This is a genomic window from Paraburkholderia sp. SIMBA_027 (genome assembly GCF_046535315.1).
Lineage (GTDB): Bacteria > Pseudomonadota > Gammaproteobacteria > Burkholderiales > Burkholderiaceae > Paraburkholderia > Paraburkholderia tropica.
The window spans coordinates 428,036-450,002 of record NZ_JAWRWY010000006.1 but is presented as its reverse complement, the minus strand read 5'-3'; the positions used below and the strand labels follow the sequence as shown (position 1 = coordinate 450,002).

The following is a 21,967-nucleotide window of genomic DNA, read 5'->3' as shown; positions in this document are numbered from 1 at the left end:
GGGAAGAAACCGCAAAGTGAATCGTTTGCGCACAGCGTAATTGCGATTTGCATCAACGATTGCCAACGAGCATTAGCATTGCTTTGCCGTCAGTCGAAAAAAGAGCCGCATGAATCATGCGGCTCTTTTTATTGGATAAGCAAATACGCGATGCGACGAAAACGACGCGCGCGCGGGCGACCGGACGCCCTCGCGATCAAGCGATCAGATATCGCTCGCGGTTCTTGCCCGCGATCCATTTCGGCGGCTTGCCGCGCCCGCTCCACGTGGCGCCGGACTTCGGGTCCTGATAGCGCGGCGGCAGCGGCGCCTTCTTGGGCGGGCGTCCGCGCCGGGCGGCCACGGCGAAGCCGAGGTCCTGCGCGGACAGGCCGTACTCCGCGATCTTCTCCCGGATCATGGTGATGACGTCCGAGATTTCGGTGCGCCGCGCCTCGTCTGCCTGCTCCTGCAGACGTGCGATCTGGGCTTTGAGTTCTGAATATTGCGACATTTTTCCCTCCCCCCTTCTTTGTCAATGTAACCGACTCGAACGGAGATTAGACGCAATGCGGCGAATTAGCAATCGCTATTAATACTGTTTTATAGCGATATTCGATAAATAGCCATTTGGCACTGTCGATGAAATTCGGAACGCATCTGTCGCAATAATGAGAACAATTACATCAGAATTGACAATCCTTGACACCCACACTTTACGCGACTGCCTAGAATCTGGCATTTCCTGGAGCCGGTGCAATAAGCGGCCCCATCAAATGACTTATTGAGGCGTCACACAATGCACTTATCCAAACGGCTTTTCGCCGAGATGTTCGGCACGTTCTGGCTCGTACTCGGCGGCTGCGGCAGCGCGGTGCTCGCCGCCAGCTTCGCCGGCCCGGTTCACGGTCTCGGCATCGGCTTCGTGGGCGTCGCACTCGCGTTCGGCCTCACGGTGCTCACAATGGCATTCGCCATCGGTCATATCTCGGGCTGCCACCTGAACCCGGCCGTCAGCGTCGGCCTCACGGTTGCGGGCCGCTTTCCGGTACGCGACCTCGTGCCGTACATCGTCGCGCAGGTCATCGGCGCGACCATCGGTGCGGCGGTCATCGCGTGCATCGCCTCCGGCAAGCCGGGCTTCGACCTCGTCGCCAGCGGTTTCGCCACCAACGGTTACGGCGATCACTCGCCGGGTCATTACTCGCTCACCGCTGCCTTCGTCTGCGAAGTCGTGATGACCGCGTTTTTCCTGTTCGTGATTCTCGGCGCGACCGACAAGCGCGCGCCCGCCGGCTTCGCACCGATCGCGATCGGCCTGTGCCTCACGCTCATCCACCTGATTTCGATTCCCGTCACGAATACCTCGGTGAATCCGGCGCGCTCGACCGGCCCGGCGCTCTTCGTGGGCGGCGAAGCCATCTCGCAACTCTGGCTGTTCTGGATCGCACCGATCATCGGCGCGGTGATCGCGGGCGTGGTGTATCCGCTGATCGCGGGTCGCCGCGACGCCTGATCGAACGCTGTCACGCCATGTGCGGGCCTGCGCCCGCACGCGACAATCACGGGCGCTGCGGCGCCCGTTTTCGTTGGCTCGGCTAGAATCGGACGACCCGATCACCCCGAAATCAAGGCGCCAGCATGACGCATTTACGATATTCGACGCTGGCGCACCGTGCGAAAAACTGCGCGATCGTCGCGGCCCTGGCTGTGACCGCGCTCTCGGGCGCACGCAGCGCCGAGGCAAAAACCGGCCAGGACGTCGAGACGCTGATTTTCGTGCGTCACGGCGAGAAGCCCGACGCGGGGCTCGGCCAGCTCAATTGCAAAGGATTGAATCGGGCGCTCGCGCTGCCCGCGGTGATCGCCGCGAAATACGGCAAGCCCGACGCCGTGTTCGCGCCCGATCCGGGCGAGCAGAAAGACGATCGCGGCCACGCTTATTACTACGTGCGCCCGCTCGCGACCGTCGAGCCAACCGCCATCCAGTTCGGCTTGCCGATTCAAACGCCCTACGGCCATTCGCACACCGACGCGCTCGAAAAGACGCTGCTCGATCCGGCGTGGAACAAACGCACCGTGCTGATCGGCTGGGAACATCGCGAGATCGAATCGCTCGTGCGCAAGATCGTGGCGGAGCACGGCGGCGAGGCGGCCGACGTGCCGAAATGGAAGAGCGCCGATTTCGACAGCATCTACGTCGTGCGTATCGACTGGAGCGGTGAGCAGCCGCGCGCGAGTTTCTCGCACGACCGCGAAGGTCTCGATGGACGCGCCGACGACTGTCCCTGCGCGATGCTGCCCGCGTCGCAATAACGGCTATAAAGGCGCCGCATTCTTCAACGCCGCGCCTTTACATCGGCAATGCCGACACCCGCGGAAATCGCGAAAAAAATAACGCGGAATGAACGCTGAAATGCGCGCCGGAATCAGCGCGCGATTTCGTCTTCGATTGCGAACAGCTTGCGCAGGTGATGCGCCACGCCCGCTTCGAAGTTATTGCCGATGCGCGGCACCTGCGGCAGGCGCGTGATCAGATCGGGATTCGCGTTGTTCATCATGAACGGATGACCCGCCGTTTCGAGCATGTCGATGTCGTTCATGTTGTCGCCGAACGCCACACAACGCGCGGCCTGCTCATTGAGACGCTCGAGCACCACGCGCAGCGCACGGCCCTTCGACACGCCGGCCACCATCACTTCGAGACAGTCGGGCAGCGAGTAGGTGATGTAGAGCGCGTCGCCGAACTCGCGCTCGAGGCGGCTGCGCACATGCGCGAGATCGGCCGGCTCGCCGATATACAAGGCCTTCGCGATGCCCGCGCTGCCGAGCGTGGCCAGGTCGTCCGTCACGCGGTACGTGAAACCCGAGTCCTGATGGAATGCGAGCAGCTCGCGCGCGTCGCGGTCGATGAACCATTCCTTGTCGGTGTAGAGGCTCACGATCACGCGGCCATGCGCGCCGACGGTGTCCGGCGCGACGAGGCGGCGGATCATCGGTTCCGGCAAATTGCTTGCGTGAATCAGCGCGTCGTCGGGAGCGTGCACACGCGCGCCGTTCGAGGTGATCAGGTACGCGGGCACGCCCAGCACGCCGCGAATGGCCGCGACATCGCAATAATGGCGGCCGGTCGCGATGATGAACCGGATGCCCTGGGCGTCGAGCGTTTGCAGCGTGGCAACCGTGAACGGATCGACCTGATGGTCGGCGTTGAGCAGCGTTCCGTCGAGATCGGTTGCGATGACCTTGTACATGGCGATTCTGGCGGAGAGCGGGGAAACCCTGAATGCTAGCACCTTGTGCCTGGCGGCGTGGCAGCGGCCCGGCGAGGCCCGGCACGCTGCACGCGCCGCGCGCTGAACCCGGATCGAGCGGATTCGACCCGATTCAGGCGCATTCCGGCGCATTCAGGCACGCCCGAGCCGAACCGCTTCGCGCTGCGCAAGCCGCAACGCGCCGCTCGCGGAGTCGGCCAGCGGCGCACGCAGACGCTCGCGCACGGCTTGCGGCACCCATTCGCGCAACGGCTGACCGAGACCGCCCGCAAGCGCGGCGGGCAGCGACGCGGCAGGATCGAGCGCACCGATCAGGCGCGCGATGGCTTCGCCGGCTTCAGCGAGCAGTTTGCGCACGAAAGGATGCTCGCGATGCGCGAGCACGACGGGCGCGAGACTCGCGTAGGCGGTCTGGTTGGCCGCGCACTGCCAGACGATCAGACTCTCGCGGTCGCGCGATTGCGTCTGCGCGAGCAGCGCCTGCGACAGCGCGTCGGGCTCGACGCGTCCGTCGAGCGACTGCTGCGCCCAGACGATCGCGCGCAGACCGAACCACGCGCCGCTCGCCTCGTCGCCCGAAGGAAAGCCGAAGCCGCCCGCGATACGGCAATCGCCGCGCGCGTCGAGCGCCGCCGCGATGCTGCCGGTGCCGAGCGCGACCACCACGCCCGGCTCGCCGCCGTGTGCGCCGAGCAGCGTGGTGTAGGCGTCGCTCTCGACAGCGAGGCCCGCAACCGGCGGCGCCGAGCCGAGAAACGCGGCGAGCCAGTCGGGATTGTTTACGCCCGCGAGGCCACAACCGAGCACGCAATGCGACCAGTCGAATGCGGCACCGGCCTGCGCAAACGCGCCGCGCGCGCCTTCCTCGATCGATTCCCACGCTCGCACGATACCGAGGCCCAGTCCCGACGGTCCCGCCGATGCACGCGCGACCTCCACGCCTTGTGCGTTGCCGAGCGCGACGCGCGTGCCGGTGCCGCCGCCGTCCACGCCGATCAACCAGGTATCTGTCTGCATAGTGTTTGCCGCGCCGCGCGCGCCGTTGAATGTCGAATCAAGGGTGAAGCGATGGACCGCGTCGCCGCAAAATCCCGCCGTGCCGCAGAGACTAACGGCTTGGCGCGGTTCGCACAATTAGCCGGACGGCCAGGTGGCGCGGCGAGCGCGATCCGCTATGCTTGGCGCGATCGGATATCACCGCACGCGCCACCGGCCAGGAGAATTCACCGTGACACACCGCTGCAACTGGGTGACGAGCGACGCACTCGCGCAATACCACGACGAAGAGTGGGGCGTGCCCTCGCGCGACGACCAGCACCTCTACGAAATGCTCATCCTCGAAGGCGCGCAGGCCGGGCTGTCGTGGTCCACGATCCTCAACAAGCGCGAAGGCTATCGCCGTGCGTTCGCGGGATTCGACGTCGACAAGGTTGCGCGCTTCACGCCGAAGCACGTCGAAACGCTCATGCAGGACGCCTCGATCGTGCGCAATCGCGCCAAGATCGAGTCGGCCATCCTCAACGCGCGCGCCGTGCAGCAGATTCGCGCGGAGCACGGTTCGCTCGCGCAGTTCATCTGGTCATTCGTCGACGACACACCCATTCAGAACGATCTCGCGTCGTATCGCGACGCGCCCACGTCCACGGATGTTTCGGACGCGCTCAGCAAGGCGCTCAAGAAGTACGGCTGCAAGTTCATCGGCACGACCATCTGCTATGCGTTCATGCAGGCAGTGGGCATGGTGAACGACCACGAACGCGATTGCAGTTGTCGGGACGCCTGCGCCGCGCTTGGCGGCGTAAAGAGCAAAGCGAAGGCCAAGAGCAAGGCCACACCCGCGAAATCGCGCGCGCAAGCCGGCACCTGAGCGAATTCCGGGCGTGACGGTTAACTAGCGGGGCAGATAAAGCGGCGGCGTGACAGCGCGAGAAAAACCGCGCAGAAATGCAAACGGCGGCGCAGCTTCTTGCGAAGCATGCGCCGCCGTCTGGCGGAACGCCGAAGCGTTGAAAAAGCTCTTAGTGGAGCTTCTTCGGCAGCATCTGGCTGCGCAGGCGCTTGTGCAGGCGCTTGACTGCAGCTGCCTTCTTGCGCTTACGCACGGCCGTCGGCTTTTCGTACGATTGGCGCTCACGCAGTTCAGCGATCAGGCCGTTCTTTTCGATTGCGCGGCGGAAGCGGCGGATCGCCACTTCAAACGGCTCGTTTTCCTTCAGAAGAATCGTCGTCATGTATTTCCTAACTCAAAACACTTGATATGTTCAAAGGCGCGAATGTCGAATGACGTTTCGCGCGCCGGCCCTCCGGTCGTTCGCCACGCTGGGGCGGAACGAGAGGCAAGGCGGCCACGGAGGCCGGAAAAGAGAAGTAGGGGGTTCACAGCGGAACGCGATCAGGTTGACCTTGCTGCAACACACCTGACCGCCGGTTTGCGGCCGCCAACAGTAACGAACACGGCAACAAAACAGGCAAAGATCTCAATTCACTCTCAATGATATCAGGAAAATATCCAGCAGACCACACTTTCTTGATTCTACTCAGTGACTTGCGTGGCGGGCGGCCTCGGGCGCGCCCGCCATGTCCGTTAGGACACCTGGATTAACCGGCCGGCGCGGCGCGCGCGGCTTTCGGCTCGGCACTGGACGGCCGTCAGGCGCTCGCTTCGTTGAGCGCCTGGATATCCGCCGGATCCAGCTTCAGGCGCACGGCGGCCACGAGGCTCTCCAGTTGCTCGAGCGACGTCGCGCTGGCGATCGGCGCCGTAATGCTCGGGCGCGCGATCAGCCACGCAAGCGCCACGGCCGCGAGCGTGCTGCCGTGGCGTTCCGCCACGAAATCGAGCGCCGCGAGAATGCGGATGCCGCGATGATCCAGATACTTCTCCACGCGCGAGCCGCGCGCGCTTTTCGACAGATCCTCGCGCGACCGGTACTTGCCCGACAGAAAGCCGCTTGCGAGGCTGTAATAGGGCACGACCGCAACCTGCTGGGCCAGCGCAACGGGTTCCAGATCGGCCTCATAGGCGGCGCGGTCGTACAGGTTGTACTCCGGCTGCATGATCTGATACTTGGGCAGATTGTGTTTCTGCGCGACGGCGAGGGCTTCCTCGATGCGCGCGCCCGTGTAGTTCGACGCGCCCGCCACCCGAATCTTGCCGGCCTCGATCAGTCGCTGATACGCGCCGAGCGTTTCTTCGAGCGGCACCTTCTGGTCGTCTTCGTGCGAGAAATACACGTCGATGTAATCGGTCTGAAGGCGACGCAGCGAATCTTCAACGGCGGCTTCGATATTCGCGGCCGACAGCCCCGGATGGCGCGGCCACTTGGCAACCTTGGTGGCGATCACGACCTTGTCGCGCTTGCCGCTGCGCGCGAGCCATTTGCCGATGATCGTCTCCGACTCGCCGCCCTCGTTGCCCGGCACCCAAGCGGAGTAGACGTCGGCGGTATCGATGAAATTCAGGCCCGCGTCGGTGAACGCGTCGAGAATCGAGAACGAGGTGGCTTCGTCGGCGGTCCAGCCGAACACGTTGCCGCCGAACATGAGCGGTGCGACCTGCAAGGCGGAAGTGCCGATCCTGCGTTGTTCCATGGTGGCTCCAGATTGAGGTGGGCAAACGGCTGCGGGCCAGCCGCGCGGGCGGACCCGAGACGGCTGAGCATACGCCGCCTTGTGTCGGCTTGCAGCGAGCCGTCGCACAACGCCTGGCACCGTCGCGCGGAGGCCATGACCGTCCGCGCCCGCGTCGATGCGCGCCGCCCGTGCGCTAGCCGCGCCTTGCGTCCTCACACCTCAACACGCGCACCGCCGCGCGTCCCATCAAGCCGAAACCCGGCTGCAAAACGCCAGCGCGGCCCCGACGATCTGGTGCATGTCGTAGTAGCGATACTCCGCGAGTCGTCCGCCGAAATGGACCTTGTGACCCAGCGCGTCCGCCAGCGCACGATAGCGTTGGTAGAGCCCATCGTTCGTGTCGTTGTTCACGGGGTAGTACTCGATCTGGCCGCGCTCCCAGGCCGCAGGATATTCGCGCGTCACCAGCGTCTTGTCGGCCTTCAGGCTCAGATCGAAATGCTTGTGTTCGATGACACGTGTCCACGGCACGGACTGCTCCGTGTAGTTGATGACAGCGTTGCCCTGAAAGTCGCGCACAGGGAGAATCTCGCGCTCGAAACGCAACGAGCGATACTCGAGCGTGCCCAATCGATAGTCGAAGAACGCATCGAGTGCGCCGGTGTAGATGACCAGGTCATACGCGCGCATCCACGCGTCGCGATCGGCGTTGAAGTCGACGCCGGTTTCCACCTCGGCACGTTCGAGCATCTTTTCGATGATGGCCGTATAGCCGCCGACAGGAATGCCCTGATACCGGTCATTGAAGTAGTTGTCGTCGAACGTGAAGCGCACCGGAAGCCGCTTCACCGCGGCGGCCGGCATGTCGCGCGGATGCCGCCCCCACTGCTTTGCCGTGTAGCCTTCGATGAACAGCGTGTAGAGCGTCGGCCCGATCGCGGAAAGACAGAACTCCTCCATATTCGCAGGGTTGTCGTTCGCCACGAGCTCGGCCGCGAGGCGCTCGCGCGCCGCTTCCGGCGTACGCGTGCCGAACACCTGGTACAGCGTCAGCAGATTGATCGGAAAGCTGTACAGCGCGTCGCCATGCGCAACCTTGACGCGATTGACGTAATGATTGAAGTCCGCGAACTGACGCACGTAATTCCAGATCTTCTCGGAATTGGTGTGAAAGATGTGCGCGCCATAAACGTGCTCATGGCAATCGGCGGCTTCTTCGTATCGCGTGAAGACATTGCCGCCAATGTGCTCGCGCTTCTCGATCACCTTGCACGTATGGCCTTGCCGACCCAGCTCATACGCGCAAATCGATCCATACAGGCCGGCGCCAACGATAAGAATATTCATCTGACGAGGTGCTTCAGGTGCGTGACTGTTTTTCGAAGAAGGCCGTCTTGACCTGCAGTGCGAACTCGTCCACTTCCAGCAGGACGCGCTGTCGATACAGCCGCTGCTTCGCGAAATGCTCGGCATGGCGGGCCAGCACCGTGGTGATCTTCGCGTGCAGCAGCCCGCTTTCGATGTCCTGTTCGCGGAACAGATAGAACGAATCGAGCGGATGATCCGCATAGCAGCTCGCGGCGCCGCGTTCGTGCAGGAACACCACCGCACCGGAAACGGCCGCTTCGCGCGGCACGCGATCCTTGCCCGGATGGTGGCCGAAGTCGATATAAACGGCGCACTGCGCGAGCGTCGCGCGGACCTGCTCGCGCGACATGTTCTGGATCAGCGCAAACGGCAGATCGGGATGCTTGCCGACGAACCGCGATGCCAGCGCGCCGCCTTTGCGCGGAAAGAGCCCGATAAGTTTTCGCGGGGGCGCCGACGCGCTCAGGTCCGCGTCCAGATAGTCGCGATTGATGAAGTCGAACAGCGGAAGAATTTCGCGTGCGCCGTGGCGTTCGAGGAAGCGGCGCGCGTAATCCGACTGGTAAAGGTGGAGGATGCCCGGCTCGCTCAGCAGCTCCGCGGCATAGGCCGGGTCGGCCAGTTCAGGTATCGAGCCGATCGCGTTATCCACCGACAGCCACCAGACGGCACGCTTCGCGCCGGGGAACTTGCGCGCGCGCGCGGCCTGGACCTCGGGGAAGATGATCAGCGTGCTGGGCGTCAGCGGCGCCTGTTTCAGCGGAGTCGGCGCATAGCGCGCGTAAGCGGCCTCGAATTCGGCGTTGGGCGCATAGGCCGCGCGCAAGACGCTGCCGTCCTCGATCAGGCTCGAGCCCTGACCGTAGTACGCCATCTCCGCGTTGCCGCCGTTGGCGTTGATGACATGGGCCAACTGGTGCAGCGCTTCCGGGCCGCCCGTGGTCACGACGGGGCACAGCACCACGACCTGCTCGTAGCACGGTCGCAGCGCCGCTGGCTGGCTGGCCGGAACGGCGCCCGCCTGAGCGATGGCCGACGTCGCGGCAATCGCTTCGGCGACGGCAGCGCCCTGCGCGCCCTCGGTGGACGTCGGACGCGCTTCGCGCGCGGGTGCGGGGACGGCCGTCGGCGCCGGGGCCAGTTCGGCCGGCACCGCCTCGACCACCATCGCAGCCGATGTCCGGTCGACTTGCGCCTCCACCTCGAAGTGCTCCGGCGCGAGGCCATCGCACCAGCGCTGCCACATGATGCGGAACGCCCGCGACGCGGCATGGGCGATCGCCTCCGCGTCGATCAGCACGGACTGGCGGCAATATTCGCGCAGCTCGCTGCGCACGATCGCGAGCGCGGTCGGGTCCGCGGCCAGCGCGGCGCACTTGCGCACGAAGTCGTCCTTGTCCTGCGCGACGAACGCCGCATCGAGACCGAGCAGCGAAAGCCAGCCGGTGCTGCTGCGGCTCGCCATCGAGTCGCCAGGCAGCGTCATGGTGGGCACGCCCATCCACAGCGCCTGCATGGTCGTGGTCGAATTGCCGAACGGGAACGTGTCGAGACTGACGTCGATCAGATTGTGCTGCTGCAGATAGGTCGTGACACCCGCGCGCTTCAGGAAGCTGATGCGGCTCACCTCGATGCCTTCGTCGGCGAACATCTGCGTCAGTTTGATCATCTGATCCTTGGCCGCCACCGCGCCGATGATCATGCGCGAATCCGGCACTTCGCGCAGCACGCGCGCCCAGAGCGCCACGACGTCATTGCTGATCTTGACGATCCGGCTGAAGCTGCCGAACGTGATGTAGCCGTTTTTCAGGGCCGGCAGTTCATTGACGTCCGGCGCGTCAGGGTGCGGCTTGAACGGCGCGAGCGCCGGCAGGAACACGAGCTTTTCCGAGAAACAACGCTCGAACGACTCGAACGGCGTGACGAAGCGGTCCGACAGATAGTAGTCGACGGAATCCAGACCCGTCGTCGACGGATTGCCGATCCAGCTTGCCTGCACCGGTGCCGGCTTGTGCGCGAAGGCGACCAGCCGGTTGCGTCCGGTATGGCCGGACAGATCGATCAGGATATCGATGCGATCGTCGCGGATTTTTTGCGCCACCGCCTGATCGTTCATGCCGAACACTTCGGTCCACGTCTGCGCGTGGCGGCGAATCCGGTCCGTGAACGCATCCGTCATCAGGTAATTCGAGTAGATGTGCAGCGACAGGCTCGAATCGCGCGCCAGATGCTCCAGCACCGACAGGAAAAAATACGCAACGGGGTGGTTGATCAGGTCGCCCGACACGAAGCCGATCCGGAGTTGCCGCGCCGGATCGCGATCGTTGGCGTGCGGGACGCGCTTGCCGAGCAGCGGCGCTTCGTGACGCGCGGCGAATTCGCGGAACTCCGCAAACAGGCTGGCTGCGTCGAAGTCGGGCTTGTGCATCAGATAGAACAGCAGGTTGCTGTGCGTCGACGCCTGCATCGGCGCCAGTTCGAGCGCGCGGCGATAGGTGGCTTCCGCTTCGTCGAACAAGCCGTGCTTGCCCAGCGCGGTCGCGAGCGCGTCGATTTCGATGGCATTGTTCGGCGCAAGCTCGACGGCGCGCCGCAGTTCGGCGAAGCCTTCGTCGATCCGGCCCAGTTCCAGCAACGCGGAACCCAGGTTGCGATGCAGCGCCGCGTTCTCGGGATGCTTTTCGAGCACCCGCTCACAGTGCGCCGCGGCGCGGCCGTACTGACGCGCCACCACCAGCCGGTCGGCCAGCACCAGCTGCGCGGCGAGATGATTCGGCAGCAGGCGGGCGGCGTGTTCGGCCGCCTCGACGGCCTCGCCATAGTGGCCCGTGCTCTGCAAAATGCGCCCCAGTTCGATCCAGCAATCGCCGTGCGACGGGTATTGCTGCGTCAGGCGACGTCCGGCCTTCAGCGCCGCGTCGAGCTTGCCGCTGCTGACGAGTTGCTGGAACTGGCGAATTTCCTTGGCGCTCGCGCGGCGAACGTCGAGTTTCACGCGCTTGTCCGCTTCGTCGGACTCAGGCGCGGCTTCTTCGGATGCGCTTTCGGCCACCGCCTCGGGCGCGCCCTCATCGTCGGCGCTCGCCTCGGCCTCGACGGCGGTATCCGGCGCAGGCGCAGCCGCGACCGGCGCTTCGTCTTCCCCTTCGATGCGCGCACGCAGCGTCTGCACGGCCGGCTCGGGCAAACCGTGCTGCCGCGCGAGTTCGAGCGCCATGCGCGCCGCCTCGGTCTGCTCGCTGGCAACCAGGGCGTTGATGTAATAGACCCAGATTTGACCGTTCTTCGGCACCTGCCCGAGCGCCGCCTCGAAATGCGGCACGGCATCGGCGGGGCGCCCCGTTTGCATGAGCAGCACGCCGAGGTGATAGTGCGCGTCGGCGTAATCGCCCGCGATTTGCAGCACGGAGCGATAGAGCGCGGCGGCCGCGTCGTACTGCTGCTGGCGATGATGTTCGATCGCGCTCTGCATGGCGAGCGCCACGTCGCGATTGTGCTGCGCTTCGGCCGCAGGCGAGGCCGGGCGATCCGGAGTAAGGAAGGCGGTCATGACAAAAGGCGCACGTGCGTCGGAAAGTCGGAACCGTCAAATTATGAGGCGGGGGTTCGCGCGTCGATGGGCCGAGCTAGCGCCAAAACGGGCGCTAATTTGCCCTCCAGGCGCGTTTCGCGCGAGAAATCCGGCGAAAACACGCGGAGACCGAAGAGAATTGGGGAACGCCAGATGGCGGGCAGTCGCGACCCGCTTTTCTGCCGCGCCGGGCGCGCGTGCGGGCGGCTCCCGGACGGCACGAAAAACCCGCCCATTCACGACGGACGCAAAAAAGCCCGCGCAAGGCGGGCTCGATGACGATGCGTGCGCCGCGCAGGGCGCAGCGGGCAGCGCTTCAGTAATGTCAGTAGCGCGCCATGCTCAGATAACGCCCCGCATTGCGGCTTGCCTGCATGCTCGCCTGGTACTCGCTGCCGAGCGCGACCTGCGCGGAACGCGCGGCTTCGACGATGCGTGCGTCGATCTCGTGGATCATCCGCAGACGCGCCATGAATTCCTGCGGCGGCTGCGCGCCGAGCGACATCAGCAACGGGGAGCGTTCCATCGCAAGCTGCGTTGCACGTTCCCACTCGCCGACGGCGGCCGCCTGCTCGAGGTCTTTCGTCATCGCCCAGATGCGCTCGATCGTGCTTGCGTTCTGCATGGTTCGCTCCCTGCCGGGCGTTAGCTCTTGTTGGTGGCCAGCGCACCTGCGCTGTTGGTGCCGCCGAACAATTGCGTGAGGTACTGCGAGTTGTTGTTCATCGTCGCCATCAGCGTGTCGAGCGCGGAGAACTTCTCCGTGTACATGCTGGTGAGCTGGGCCTGCCACGAGGTGAGCTGCGTCTGCTGGTTCGTGAGGCTCGTCAGATCGGAGTTGATGGCGTCCGTCCGGTTCTGGATGATACCGCCGGCCGAGGTGTAGTTCGTGATGCTGTCGTCGAGCTGCGCGGCGATGCCGGTCGTCGGATTGAACAGCGACGCCACGACCGACTGGTTGTTCTGCAGCGCGTCGCTGAGCGTCGTGTCGTCGACCGACAGCGTGCCGTCCGCCTGCAGCGTGATGCCGATCGCGGCCAGCGTCGACTTCGCCGTGCCGGTGCCCACGCCGCTGCCCACGATCTTCGCGAGCTGATTCTGGATCATGTTGACCGTCGAATCGCCGAGCAGCACGCCCTGCGAAGTCGAGGTCGACGAGTACGCCGTCAGCGAGTTCACCGTCGTGACGAGCGTGTTGTAGAGCGTGACGAAATTGTCGATCGCCGCGGATTCCGCGCTGGTGTCCTGCGCGATCGTCAGCGTCTGCGTCGTGCCGACCGCCGCCGACGTGAGATTCACCGTCACGCCGGTCAGGGCGGACTTCACGGCATTGGTGTCGCTGGTCACGCCCACGCCGCCCAGCGTGAAGTACGCGCTCTGGGCGGCCTGCGTCTGGGTCCAGCCCGAACCGGAAATGGTCGACTGGCTGGGGTTGTACGTCTTGCCGCTGCCGTCCGTCGCGGTGAGGTCGCTGGCGCTCGAAATCGTTCCGCCGGCGGTCGTCGTCACGGCGAGGTTGTTCAGCGCGTCGGCGTTGCCGCTCGAATCGGTATTGGTGTCGTTGACCTTGATGCTGATGCCGTTCGACGCGCCGGTCGAGGACGATTGCAGCACCAGGTGGGCGCCGTCCGAGCCGGTCACCACGGTGGCGATCACGCCAGGATTGTCGCTGGCCGAATTGATCGCCGACGCGATGCCCGCGATCGTGCTGTTCGAGCTGGTCAGGTTGATCGTGCTCGACTTGCCGTTGACGGAGAGCGTCATCGTCGCCGGGCCGGATGCGAGGCTCGTGGTCGCGGTGTAGCCCGCCGAGGTGAGCACCTGGGTCGTGGCGACCTGCGAAACGTTGAGCGAGTACGAACCCGCGATGGCGCCGGTGGTCGCCGAGGCGGTCACGCCGGTGCCGCTCAGCGTGGTGGAGAACGTGCCGAGCGTCGCGCCGTCGCTGAGCGGTTCGACGGCTGCCTGCAACGCGGAAAGTGCCGCGGAGAGCGTGCCGTAGGCCGAGATCAGCGTGTTGTCCTGCGTCTGCGTGGCGGCGATGGTCGCAGCCTGCCCCGCAGTCTTCGCATTGACGAGCGCGGTCACGAGCGAATTGGTGTCCATCGACGAATTGGTCGAGCCGCTGATGATCGACTGGGCGGCTGACTGCACCGTTGCGTTGGCGGCGGCTGTCGTGGTAGCGACGGCACTCGCGATCGCGCTGGTGGTGGATCCGGTTACGGTGGACATGAAAAGGCTCCGTGCGTCGGCAAGGCGGGTTAGCGCGGTTTAACGTGCGGTTTGAAAACAGTAATGCTGGAAACGACAATCGGGAGGCGAGCCTCCCGACGGGTGCACGGCCGGCGCGCATCAAACCGCGCGCCGGGTGCCTGCAGCCGGAAGCGCCTTACTGGAGGAGCTTCAGGATCTGCTGCGGCTGCGAGTTCGCTTGTGCCAGCACCGAGATACCAGCTTGTTGCAGAACCTGTGCCTTGCTCAGGTTGGCGGTTTCCTGCGCGAAGTCCGCATCCTGGATCGACGACTGTGCGCTTGCCAGGTCGGTCGACTGAGCTTGCTGCGTCGAGCCGATCGCGCTGAAGCGGTTTTGTGCCGCGCCGAGCGTTGCCTGCAGGTTGTTCAGCGTGGTCAGCGCGTTGTCGATCGATTCCATCGCCATGCTTGCGCCGCTTGCGGTGCTGATGTTGATGTCCGAAACCTTCGACGTCGTGTTGAGGTAGTCGATCTGTGCGCCGACTGCGTCGTCAGCTGCCGACGTGAAGCCGACGCTGGTGCTCGCACCCGACATGGCGGTGTCGATAGCCGAAGCGAACGTCGAACCTGCTGCACCTGCCGAAGCTGCGCTCGAATCGATGACGGCGTTGCCGTTCGCATCCGACGTGACGCCTGCGCCCGAGAACGCAGCCGAGACGTCCGCGTAGCTGACAGCCTGGTTGTTCTGGTCCGTCAGGGTGAAGCCGCCGCTGCCGTCCGACAGAACGTTGATCGTCGTGATCGTTGCCGGGCCAGCCGTCGTTGCGCCGCCAGCGTCCGAGCTCAGCGCGCCGGTCGAGTCGAGCGACAGGTTCGTGAACGAACCCAGCGTGTTGCCAGCTTGCGGAACGCCCGTGCCGAGGTTGGCCGACGACATGTCTTGCGACAGGTTCAGCGTGATCGACTGACCGACGTTTGCGCCGACCTGGAACGTGACCGTGCCCATCGAGCCGTCGAGCAGGTTCATGCCGTTGTACGTCGTTTGCGACGCAATACGGTTCACTTCCGAGATCTGCTGCGTCACTTCCTTCTGGAGTGCCGCGCGATCGTCGTCCGTCATCGAGCCGTTCGCTGCTTGCGTAGCGAGCTGGCGGATACGTTGCAGGCTGCTCGTCAGCGAAGCCAGACCGCTCGATGCGGTTTGGACCATCGACGTACCGTCGTTCGAGTTCGACACGCCTTGATTCAGACCGTTGATCTGGGTCTGCATGATGTTCGAGATCGCCAGACCTGCTGCATCGTCCGCTGCGCTGTTGATGCGCTTGCCCGACGAGAGGCGCGTGATCGCCTGCGAAAGTGCGCTACCCGAGCCCGTCAGATTCTGCTGCGAGACGAGCGAGTTGATGTTGGTATTGATTCCAAGCATGGATATTCTCCAGATGGGGCCAGTCAGCCCTGGTAACGGCAGCGGTGCGATGGCCGGCCGCCTTGTTTGTGATAACGACCCTGGCCGGAAAATCTTTAGCACCTTCCTGAATCTTGCTTGCAGGGGAGCCGCGCCATCCCCGCCGATGCGCCGCGTGGCGGGCTTTCCCGGCGATCGCACCGTGCTCGACGAAGATGCGCGCCGATGGCTTCCTGATACGGTTTTATATGCGGCAATGCGAATTGCGTAATTGAAACGCCATTGCTCCGGCATTGCTCCGGCATTGCGACGGCATTCACCTTACAGCCTGAAAAGTGATTAATGCGCCCGCGCGATTGCCGGAATTGGGCGGTGCTCCGCGCTCAATTCCGGCCGCCGCGGCACGCGCGCTTCGCTTAATCTGGGCGTCCTGCTCCTGCCTCGACCACCGTGACCGCAACACGCACGCCCCTCCGCTCGCACGACGCCATCCTGCGCGACGCCACGACGCTCTGCGCCGGCCAGCAATTCGCCGATGCCCTGGCCCTGCTCGCCCCGATCGTCGGCGAAACGGCAAGCGCCAATGACGCCGCGCTCGCGCACGCGCTCCAGCTCGCCGCCACCTGCGCGTCGGGCGCGGGCGAGCCCGAACGGGCGAAAGCGTTCTGGGTGCGCTGTAGTGAAGCGGCGCCGGATTTCGCCGAGGGCTATCGCGGACTGGGCGCGACGCTGGCGCAACTCGGCCAGCTTGCCGAAGCGGAAGCCGCCTATGAACGCCTGACCGAGCTGCGCCCCGACGACATCGACGCTCACCATCATCGCGGCCTCGTGTTGCAGCGTCTTGGCCGCTACGCCTCGGCGGAGGCCTCGCAACGCGCGGCGCTCGCACTGGAACCGGGACACGTCGGCGCGCGCTACCACCTCGGCGCGGTGCTGCACGACCAGCGCCGGCTCGACGAGGCCGAAGCGGCGTATCGCGAAGCGCTCGCCGCCGATCCACAGTGCGCGATGGCGAGCAACAGCCTCGGCAATCTGCTGTGCGAGCGCGGGCGGTTCGACGAGGCCGAAGAAGCGTATCGTCAGGCGCTGCTCGCGCAACCACAGTTCCCCGAGGCGCTGAACAATCTGGCCGCGCTGTTCAAGGCGCGCGGCCGTCTGCCCGAAGCCGAACTGGCCTGCCGCCTCGCATTGCAGATGCGCCCCGACTTCGCCGATGCACTCAACAATCTCGGCTGCGTGCTCACGGCGCTCAAGCGTCTGCCCGAAGCGGAAAACGCCTTCCGGCAAACGCTCGCGCTGCGCCCCGATTTCGCCGACGCGCACTACAACCTCGGTTGCGTGCTGCACGCGACCGAGCGCGTGGCCGAAGCGGAATCGGCCTATCGAGAAGCGCTGCGGCTCGCGCCGAACCGCGTCGAAGCGGCCAACAATCTCGGCTGCACGCTGCTCGCGCTCGGACGTCTGCATGACGCGCTCGCCGCGTTTCATCACGCGCTCACGCTGCGCGCCGACATGGCCGAAACGCACTTCAACATCGGCAGCATCATGAAGGAGCTCGGCGAGCTCGATCACGCCGAAAGCGCCTATCGCCGCGCGCTCGTGCTGCGCCCCGATTACGGCGATGCGATGTTCCGGCTCGCCACGCTGCTCATCAGCGTGGGGCGTTTCGAGGAAGGCTTTCTGCTATACGAATGTCGCTATGGCATGCCCGGCTTCGCGCCGCACGCCACGCAGTCGATGCTGCCTTGCCCGCGCTGGCAAGGCGAGCCGCTGACCGGCAAGACGCTGCTGGTCTGGCAGGAAGACGGACTCGGCGACATGTTGCAGTTCGGCCGATATCTGCACGCGCTGAAGGCACGCGGCACGGCGCGCGTGGCCTTTGCGTGCGTTGCGCCGCTGCATCGCCTGTTCGCGGAAGTCGAAGGCGTCGACGTCGTGCTCAGCCACGAAGCCGCGCTCGCGCGCGCGAACGAATTCGATTGCTGGATCAGTCCGCTGAGCGCGCCGCTGCGACTCGGCACCACACTCGACACGATTCCGCCGCCGCTGCGCATCGCGCAGTGTCCGTCACGCGTCGAACATTGGCGCGCGCGACTCGCCGATCTCGGCGCGGGACATCGCATCGGTCTCGTCTGGAAAGGCAATCCGAAACATCACAACGACGCGCACCGCTCGTTGCCGATGCTCAACGCACTCGCGCCGCTCTGGGGGCTGCCGGGCGTCAAGTTCGTGAGTCTGCAAAAAGGCGCGGGAGAGGACGAAGCACTGTCGTTGCCCGCCTGCTTTCCGATCCTGCCGCTCGGCGCCGATCTCGACGATTTCACCGACACGGCCGCGCTCATTTCGCAACTCGATCTCGTGATCTGCGTGGATACGTCGACCGCTCATCTCGCGGCCTCGCTCGGCAAACCGTGCTGGGTGCTGCTGCCGTCGTACGACGTCGACTGGCGCTGGATGCATGGCCGCGACGACTCGCCGTGGTATCCCGAGACGGTGCGGCTGTTCAGACGAGGACGCGAGGAGCCGTGGCCCGCGGTGGTGGAGCGCATGCGCGCGGCGTGTGCGCAGTGGCTGGGTGTGTGAGGGGAGCGCAAAAAACAAAGGCCCCAGGCTTGCGCCATAGGGCCTTGCTTGATGCGGGTCGGTGCGGCTTTGTGCAGTTTGATCTGCTACTCCGACGTGATACGCAAATTTTGGCGCGCCCGGCTGGGATCGAACCAGCAACCCCTGCCTTCGGAGGGCAGTACTCTATCCATTGAGCTACGGGCGCGTGACTCGCGCGAACTGGCGTGGAGGAGAAACACCCAGGCTCATTCGTGCGAAAGCGCTGCCAGCCAGACCGCAAAATACGGGGATAGCAGCGCCGTAGAGACCGAGAGGATACCCGGTTTCGATGACAACGTCCACCGCGCGCGGGCCGCCGGGACCGGGCCGGCAGCGGTGTACGCGCACCCCCAGGCAAACGCACCCACACGCGCAAACCCATGCGACGACACCCGCGCCCGATGCGCTATGATCCGACGCTTTTTAAGCAGCAGCCGCGTACCAAGGCCAACGCCCCACCGCGCCCAACCCCCGGTAAAGCAGGCAAGACAAGCGCATCGATGCGGGTAAACGCCCGCTTAAGCGCCCCCGCGCACCGCCACCGGGCGCGAAACCTTGCGTCTATAATCGTTCCTGTTTGATCATTCGCAAGGCCGTTGCCGTCCTGCTGTACCGCTCACCACAATACCAACGGGAGTCGAGACAAGCATGAGCGAAGCACCCCACGGAGCCCCGATCAAAACGCCCGGCCAGTTGATCGCCGCTGTCATCGCCGGGTTTGCCGTCCCTATCGTCATCATCGTTCTGCTCGCCTACTACGTCGACAACACGACGCGCACCGGCGCGGGCACCGACGAACTCTCCGCCCAGCAAGTCGCCTCGCGCATCGCGCCGATCGCCCAGGTGTCGATCCGCGACGCCAACGCGCCGCGCGTCTACAAGACCGGCGAGCAGGTCTACCAGGCCGTCTGTTCCGCCTGCCACGCGAGCGGCGCGGCGGGCGCGCCGAAGTTCGGCAACACGGGCGACTGGGCGCCGCGCATCGCCCAGGGCTACGACACGCTCTGGCACACCGCGCTCTCCGGCAAGGGCGCGATGCCGCCGCGCGGCGGCACCAGCCCCGACGACTACAGCGACTACGAAATCGGCCTCGCCGTGGCCTACATGGCCAATCACGGCGGCGCGAACTTCCAGGATCCGCCCAAGCCCGCGCCGGGCGCGGCGAACGCGGCGTCGGGCGCAGCGGCGGCAGCGCCGGCCGCATCGGGCGCCGATGCGAACGCTGCCCAGGCCTCCGCCGCCGCGGCCGCCATCGCCGCGATCCCGCAGGCCGCTTCGGGCAACCCTGCGGCAGGCGGCGCGACGCAAAGCGCCGACGCCGCGCAGGCCGGCAAGGCGCTCTACACGCAGGTCTGCCAGGCGTGTCACGCCGCGGGCGTGCTGGGCGCGCCGAAGTTCGGCAACAAGGACGACTGGGCGCCGCGCCTCAAGGACCCGATGGACACGGTCTACAACTACGCGCTGCACGGCAAGGGCGCGATGCCGCCCAAGGGCGGCTCGAACGCCTCGGACGCCGACGTGAAGGCCGCCGTCGATTACATGGTGAGCGCCGCGAAGTAAGCCGCGCGCCGCAAACTGCGTAACAAAAACAAAGGGCCGCATCGACACTCGATGCGGCCCTTTCCCTTTCAGCCGGACGCGTGCGCGCGGGCGATCAGATCAGCCCTTCTGCAACAGCGCCTTCAAACTCGCGAGCCGGTCTTTCGGCGACATCGGCGCTTCCTCGGCGGTCGGCGGCGGCGCTTCGTCGAGTCCCATTTCGGGGATGAAGCGCGACGGCTCGCACACCACCGTCTCGCGCGCCCGCCTGCGCTTCTTGCACCAGTTCAGATGCAGGCTGCGCTGCGCGCGCGTGATCGCCACATACATCAGGCGGCGTTCTTCCTCGATGCGCGAATCGTCGACGATGTCGTCTTCCGAGCCGCCGCGATGCGGCATGATGCCTTCCTCGACGCCCACCAGGAACACGTGCGGATACTCCAGCCCCTTCGACGCGTGCACGGTCGACAGGCGCACCGCGTCCGGGTCCTCTTCCTTGCCTTCAAGCATCGACATCAGCGCGACGGTCTGGATCAGGCCCATCAGATTCTTGCCGGTGTCGGCGAGACCGTCGGTGTTGTCGTAACCCGTCGCCTCGCTGTCTTCGCCGATCTCCTGCTCGGGCTTGGTGCCCTTGCGCTTGAGCCACTCGAGGAATTCGAGCACGTTCTGCCACTTCGACTGCGCCTGGCGCTCGTCGAAGGCGTCGTAGAGATACGCCTCGTAGTGGATCGCGTCCATCAGTTCGTCGAGCACGACGGTCGCCGGATCCTTCACGGCTCGCTCCGCCAGACGCTGCATGAAGTCGCAGAACACGCGCATCGGCTCGACCTGGCGCGCGGACAGCCGCGCCTCGATGCCGCCCATGTACACCGCTTCGAACAGCGACACCTTCGCCTGCCCCGCGAACGAGCCGAGCGCTTCGAGCGTGGTGTTGCCCACGCCGCGGCGCGGCGTCGTGATCGCGCGGATGAACGCGGGATCGTCGTCGTGATTGGCGATCAGACGCAGATACGCGCAGATGTCCTTGATTTCGGCCTTGTCGAAGAACGACTGCCCGCCCGACAGCACGTACGGAATGCGCTCGCGGCGCAGCACCTGCTCGAAGATGCGCGCCTGGAAATTGCCGCGATAAAGAATGGCGTAGTCGCGGAACTGCGCGCGGCGCTCGAACTTGTGCGCCGAGAGACGGAACACGACCGATTCGGCTTCGTGCTCCTCGTCGTTGCAGGGCGTGACGGTGATCGTGTCGCCCATGCCGTGCTCGGACCAGAGCTTCTTCTCGAACAGCTTCGGGTTATTGGCGATCACGTTGTTCGCCGCCGTGAGAATGCGCACGGTCGAGCGATAGTTCTGCTCCAGCTTGACCACGTGCAGCTTCGGATAATCCTTGCCGAGTTGCGCGAGATTTTCGATGGTCGCGCCGCGCCAGCCGTAGATCGCCTGGTCGTCGTCGCCCACGGCCGTGAACGCCGCGCGCGGGCCCGCCAGCAGCTTGAGCAGCTCGTACTGGCAAGTGTTGGTGTCCTGGTATTCGTCGACCAGCAGATAGCGCAGCTTGTTCTGCCAGCGCTCGCGCACCGGCTCGTTCTTCGCGAACAGTTCGGCGGGCAGGCGGATCAGATCGTCGAAATCGACGGCCTGATAGGCGTGCAGCGTCGCCATGTAGTTGCGGTAGACGATGGCCGCCTGATGCTCGTCCTCGTTCGACGCCGTCGCGAGCGCCTGCTCGGGCATGACGAGACCGTTCTTCCAGAGCGAGATGATCGACTGGATCTTGCGGATGAAACCCTTGTCGGTCGAGCCCACCTGCTCCTGGATCATGGCGAAGCAGTCGTCCGAATCCATGATCGAGAACTGGGGCTTGAGTCCCAGATGCTCGGCTTCCTGGCGCAGGATCTGCACGCCCAGCGAGTGGAACGTACAGACGGTCAACTGGTTCGCCGGCACCTTGCGGCCTTCCTTGCCGGGCGTCGTGAGCGTCTTGCCTTCGAGCAGTTTGCCCACGCGCTCGCGCATTTCGGCGGCGGCCTTGTTGGTGAAGGTGACGGCGGCGATATGGCGCGGCTCGAAGCCTTTCGCTTCGATCAGATGGGCGATCTTCTGCGTAATGACGCGCGTCTTGCCGCTGCCCGCGCCGGCGAGCACGAGACAGGGACCGTCGAGATAGCGCACCGCTTCGTTCTGGGCGGGATTCAGGCCTGCGGACATCGTTGCTGGATTGGAAAAACGGGTGGTACTGCCGGGTAGCGTGCGGCGCAAACCCTGCGCATGATGCAGACGATGCTCATGGCGCGGCGGCCCTTCACGCGAGAGCCGCGATGTTAACACGATGCGGTGTCGCGCCGATGCCGCCCCGCTAACGGCGCGACGCCGCATCCCGCGCGCATCAGGTCACAGCGTCGTGTCACAACGACACGCCGCGTCGACCAGCCGATCCAGCCGCACGCCGATCCGTCC

The 21,967-nt window shown here is 65.1% G+C and carries 17 protein-coding genes and 1 tRNA gene; 6 read left to right on the top strand and 12 right to left on the bottom strand.

The genetic code is table 11. The features are described 5' to 3' along the window. Positions 1–196 precede the first annotated feature (196 nt). Entirely contained in the window at positions 197–493 is a 297-nt protein-coding gene (locus tag SB764_RS14625; RefSeq protein ID WP_065065251.1) for an H-NS histone family protein, read from the bottom strand. A gap of 285 nt (positions 494–778) precedes the next feature. Here SB764_RS14625 and aqpZ point away from each other — a divergent pair, with 285 nt between their 5' ends. Beyond that, on the top strand, positions 779–1,495 hold the full coding sequence (aqpZ, locus tag SB764_RS14620) for an aquaporin Z (RefSeq protein WP_074982813.1): 717 nt from the start codon (positions 779–781) through the stop codon (positions 1,493–1,495). A 125-nt stretch (positions 1,496–1,620) separates the two neighbouring features. Continuing rightward, positions 1,621–2,295, top strand: coding sequence for a histidine phosphatase family protein (locus SB764_RS14615; protein WP_176079565.1), 675 nt, complete (start codon positions 1,621–1,623; stop codon positions 2,293–2,295). Positions 2,296–2,408: 113 nt separating this feature from the next. Here the strand turns inward: SB764_RS14615 and SB764_RS14610 are convergent, their stop codons facing one another. Both SB764_RS14610 and SB764_RS14605 read right to left on the bottom strand, forming a co-directional pair. Further along, positions 2,409–3,233 (bottom strand): Cof-type HAD-IIB family hydrolase, encoded by an 825-nt coding sequence (locus SB764_RS14610; RefSeq protein ID WP_065065253.1) that lies wholly within the window; start codon positions 3,231–3,233, stop codon positions 2,409–2,411. A 153-nt stretch (positions 3,234–3,386) separates the two neighbouring features. Beyond that, positions 3,387–4,271, bottom strand: coding sequence for a BadF/BadG/BcrA/BcrD ATPase family protein (locus SB764_RS14605; protein WP_183713035.1), 885 nt, complete (start codon positions 4,269–4,271; stop codon positions 3,387–3,389). Positions 4,272–4,482: 211 nt separating this feature from the next. Between SB764_RS14605 and SB764_RS14600 the strand changes: the two genes are divergently transcribed. After that, complete coding sequence (locus tag SB764_RS14600; protein ID WP_321901597.1) at positions 4,483–5,121, top strand: DNA-3-methyladenine glycosylase I; 639 nt, start codon at positions 4,483–4,485, stop codon at positions 5,119–5,121. Between the two features lie 151 nt (positions 5,122–5,272). Here SB764_RS14600 and rpsU read toward each other — a convergent pair whose 3' ends face one another. The 7 genes from rpsU to SB764_RS14565 form a co-directional block, all read right to left on the bottom strand. Next, positions 5,273–5,485 (bottom strand): 30S ribosomal protein S21, encoded by a 213-nt coding sequence (gene rpsU / locus SB764_RS14595; protein ID WP_006401410.1) that lies wholly within the window; start codon positions 5,483–5,485, stop codon positions 5,273–5,275. A 418-nt stretch (positions 5,486–5,903) separates the two neighbouring features. Beyond that, the gene (locus tag SB764_RS14590) at positions 5,904–6,845 is read right to left on the bottom strand and encodes an aldo/keto reductase (protein ID WP_065065256.1); all 942 of its coding nucleotides are present in this window, start codon (positions 6,843–6,845) and stop codon (positions 5,904–5,906) included. 228 nt (positions 6,846–7,073) lie between these two features. Then, positions 7,074–8,174: a UDP-galactopyranose mutase gene (gene glf, locus SB764_RS14585; RefSeq protein WP_110327870.1), complete on the bottom strand. Its 1,101-nt coding sequence runs from the start codon at positions 8,172–8,174 to the stop codon at positions 7,074–7,076. 13 nt (positions 8,175–8,187) lie between these two features. Beyond that, positions 8,188–11,745, bottom strand: a complete 3,558-nt coding sequence (locus SB764_RS14580; protein WP_410863880.1) for a tetratricopeptide repeat protein — start codon at positions 11,743–11,745, stop codon at positions 8,188–8,190. A gap of 346 nt (positions 11,746–12,091) precedes the next feature. Beyond that, positions 12,092–12,391: a flagellar protein FliT gene (fliT, locus tag SB764_RS14575; RefSeq protein ID WP_065065259.1), complete on the bottom strand. Its 300-nt coding sequence runs from the start codon at positions 12,389–12,391 to the stop codon at positions 12,092–12,094. A gap of 20 nt (positions 12,392–12,411) precedes the next feature. Then, the gene (gene fliD, locus SB764_RS14570) at positions 12,412–13,998 is read right to left on the bottom strand and encodes a flagellar filament capping protein FliD (protein ID WP_065065260.1); all 1,587 of its coding nucleotides are present in this window, start codon (positions 13,996–13,998) and stop codon (positions 12,412–12,414) included. A 157-nt stretch (positions 13,999–14,155) separates the two neighbouring features. Further along, positions 14,156–15,385 carry a flagellin gene (locus SB764_RS14565; RefSeq protein ID WP_065065261.1) on the bottom strand — a complete coding sequence of 410 codons (1,230 nt, stop codon included), beginning with the start codon at positions 15,383–15,385 and terminating at the stop codon, positions 14,156–14,158. Here SB764_RS14565 and SB764_RS14560 point away from each other — a divergent pair. Together SB764_RS14560 and SB764_RS14555 are read left to right on the top strand one after the other, a co-directional pair. Beyond that, positions 15,384–15,635 carry a hypothetical protein gene (locus SB764_RS14560; RefSeq protein ID WP_124262279.1) on the top strand — a complete coding sequence of 84 codons (252 nt, stop codon included), beginning with the start codon at positions 15,384–15,386 and terminating at the stop codon, positions 15,633–15,635. The genes SB764_RS14565 and SB764_RS14560 overlap by 2 nt on opposite strands. Before the next feature lie 179 nt (positions 15,636–15,814). Beyond that, entirely contained in the window at positions 15,815–17,947 is a 2,133-nt protein-coding gene (locus SB764_RS14555; RefSeq protein WP_410863877.1) for a tetratricopeptide repeat protein, read from the top strand. Between the two features lie 111 nt (positions 17,948–18,058). On the opposite strand, the gene SB764_RS14550 is transcribed toward SB764_RS14555, so the two are convergent. Next, positions 18,059–18,134: transfer RNA gene (locus tag SB764_RS14550), tRNA-Arg, on the bottom strand. 482 nt (positions 18,135–18,616) lie between these two features. On the opposite strand from SB764_RS14550, the gene SB764_RS14545 reads away from it, so the two are divergent. Continuing rightward, complete coding sequence (locus SB764_RS14545; protein WP_410863876.1) at positions 18,617–19,528, top strand: c-type cytochrome; 912 nt, start codon at positions 18,617–18,619, stop codon at positions 19,526–19,528. Between the two features lie 99 nt (positions 19,529–19,627). Here SB764_RS14545 and SB764_RS14540 read toward each other — a convergent pair whose 3' ends face one another. Then, a complete protein-coding gene (locus tag SB764_RS14540) occupies positions 19,628–21,718 on the bottom strand; it encodes a UvrD-helicase domain-containing protein (RefSeq protein ID WP_410863874.1) in 2,091 nt (696 codons plus the stop codon). Positions 21,719–21,967: the final 249 nt, after the last annotated feature.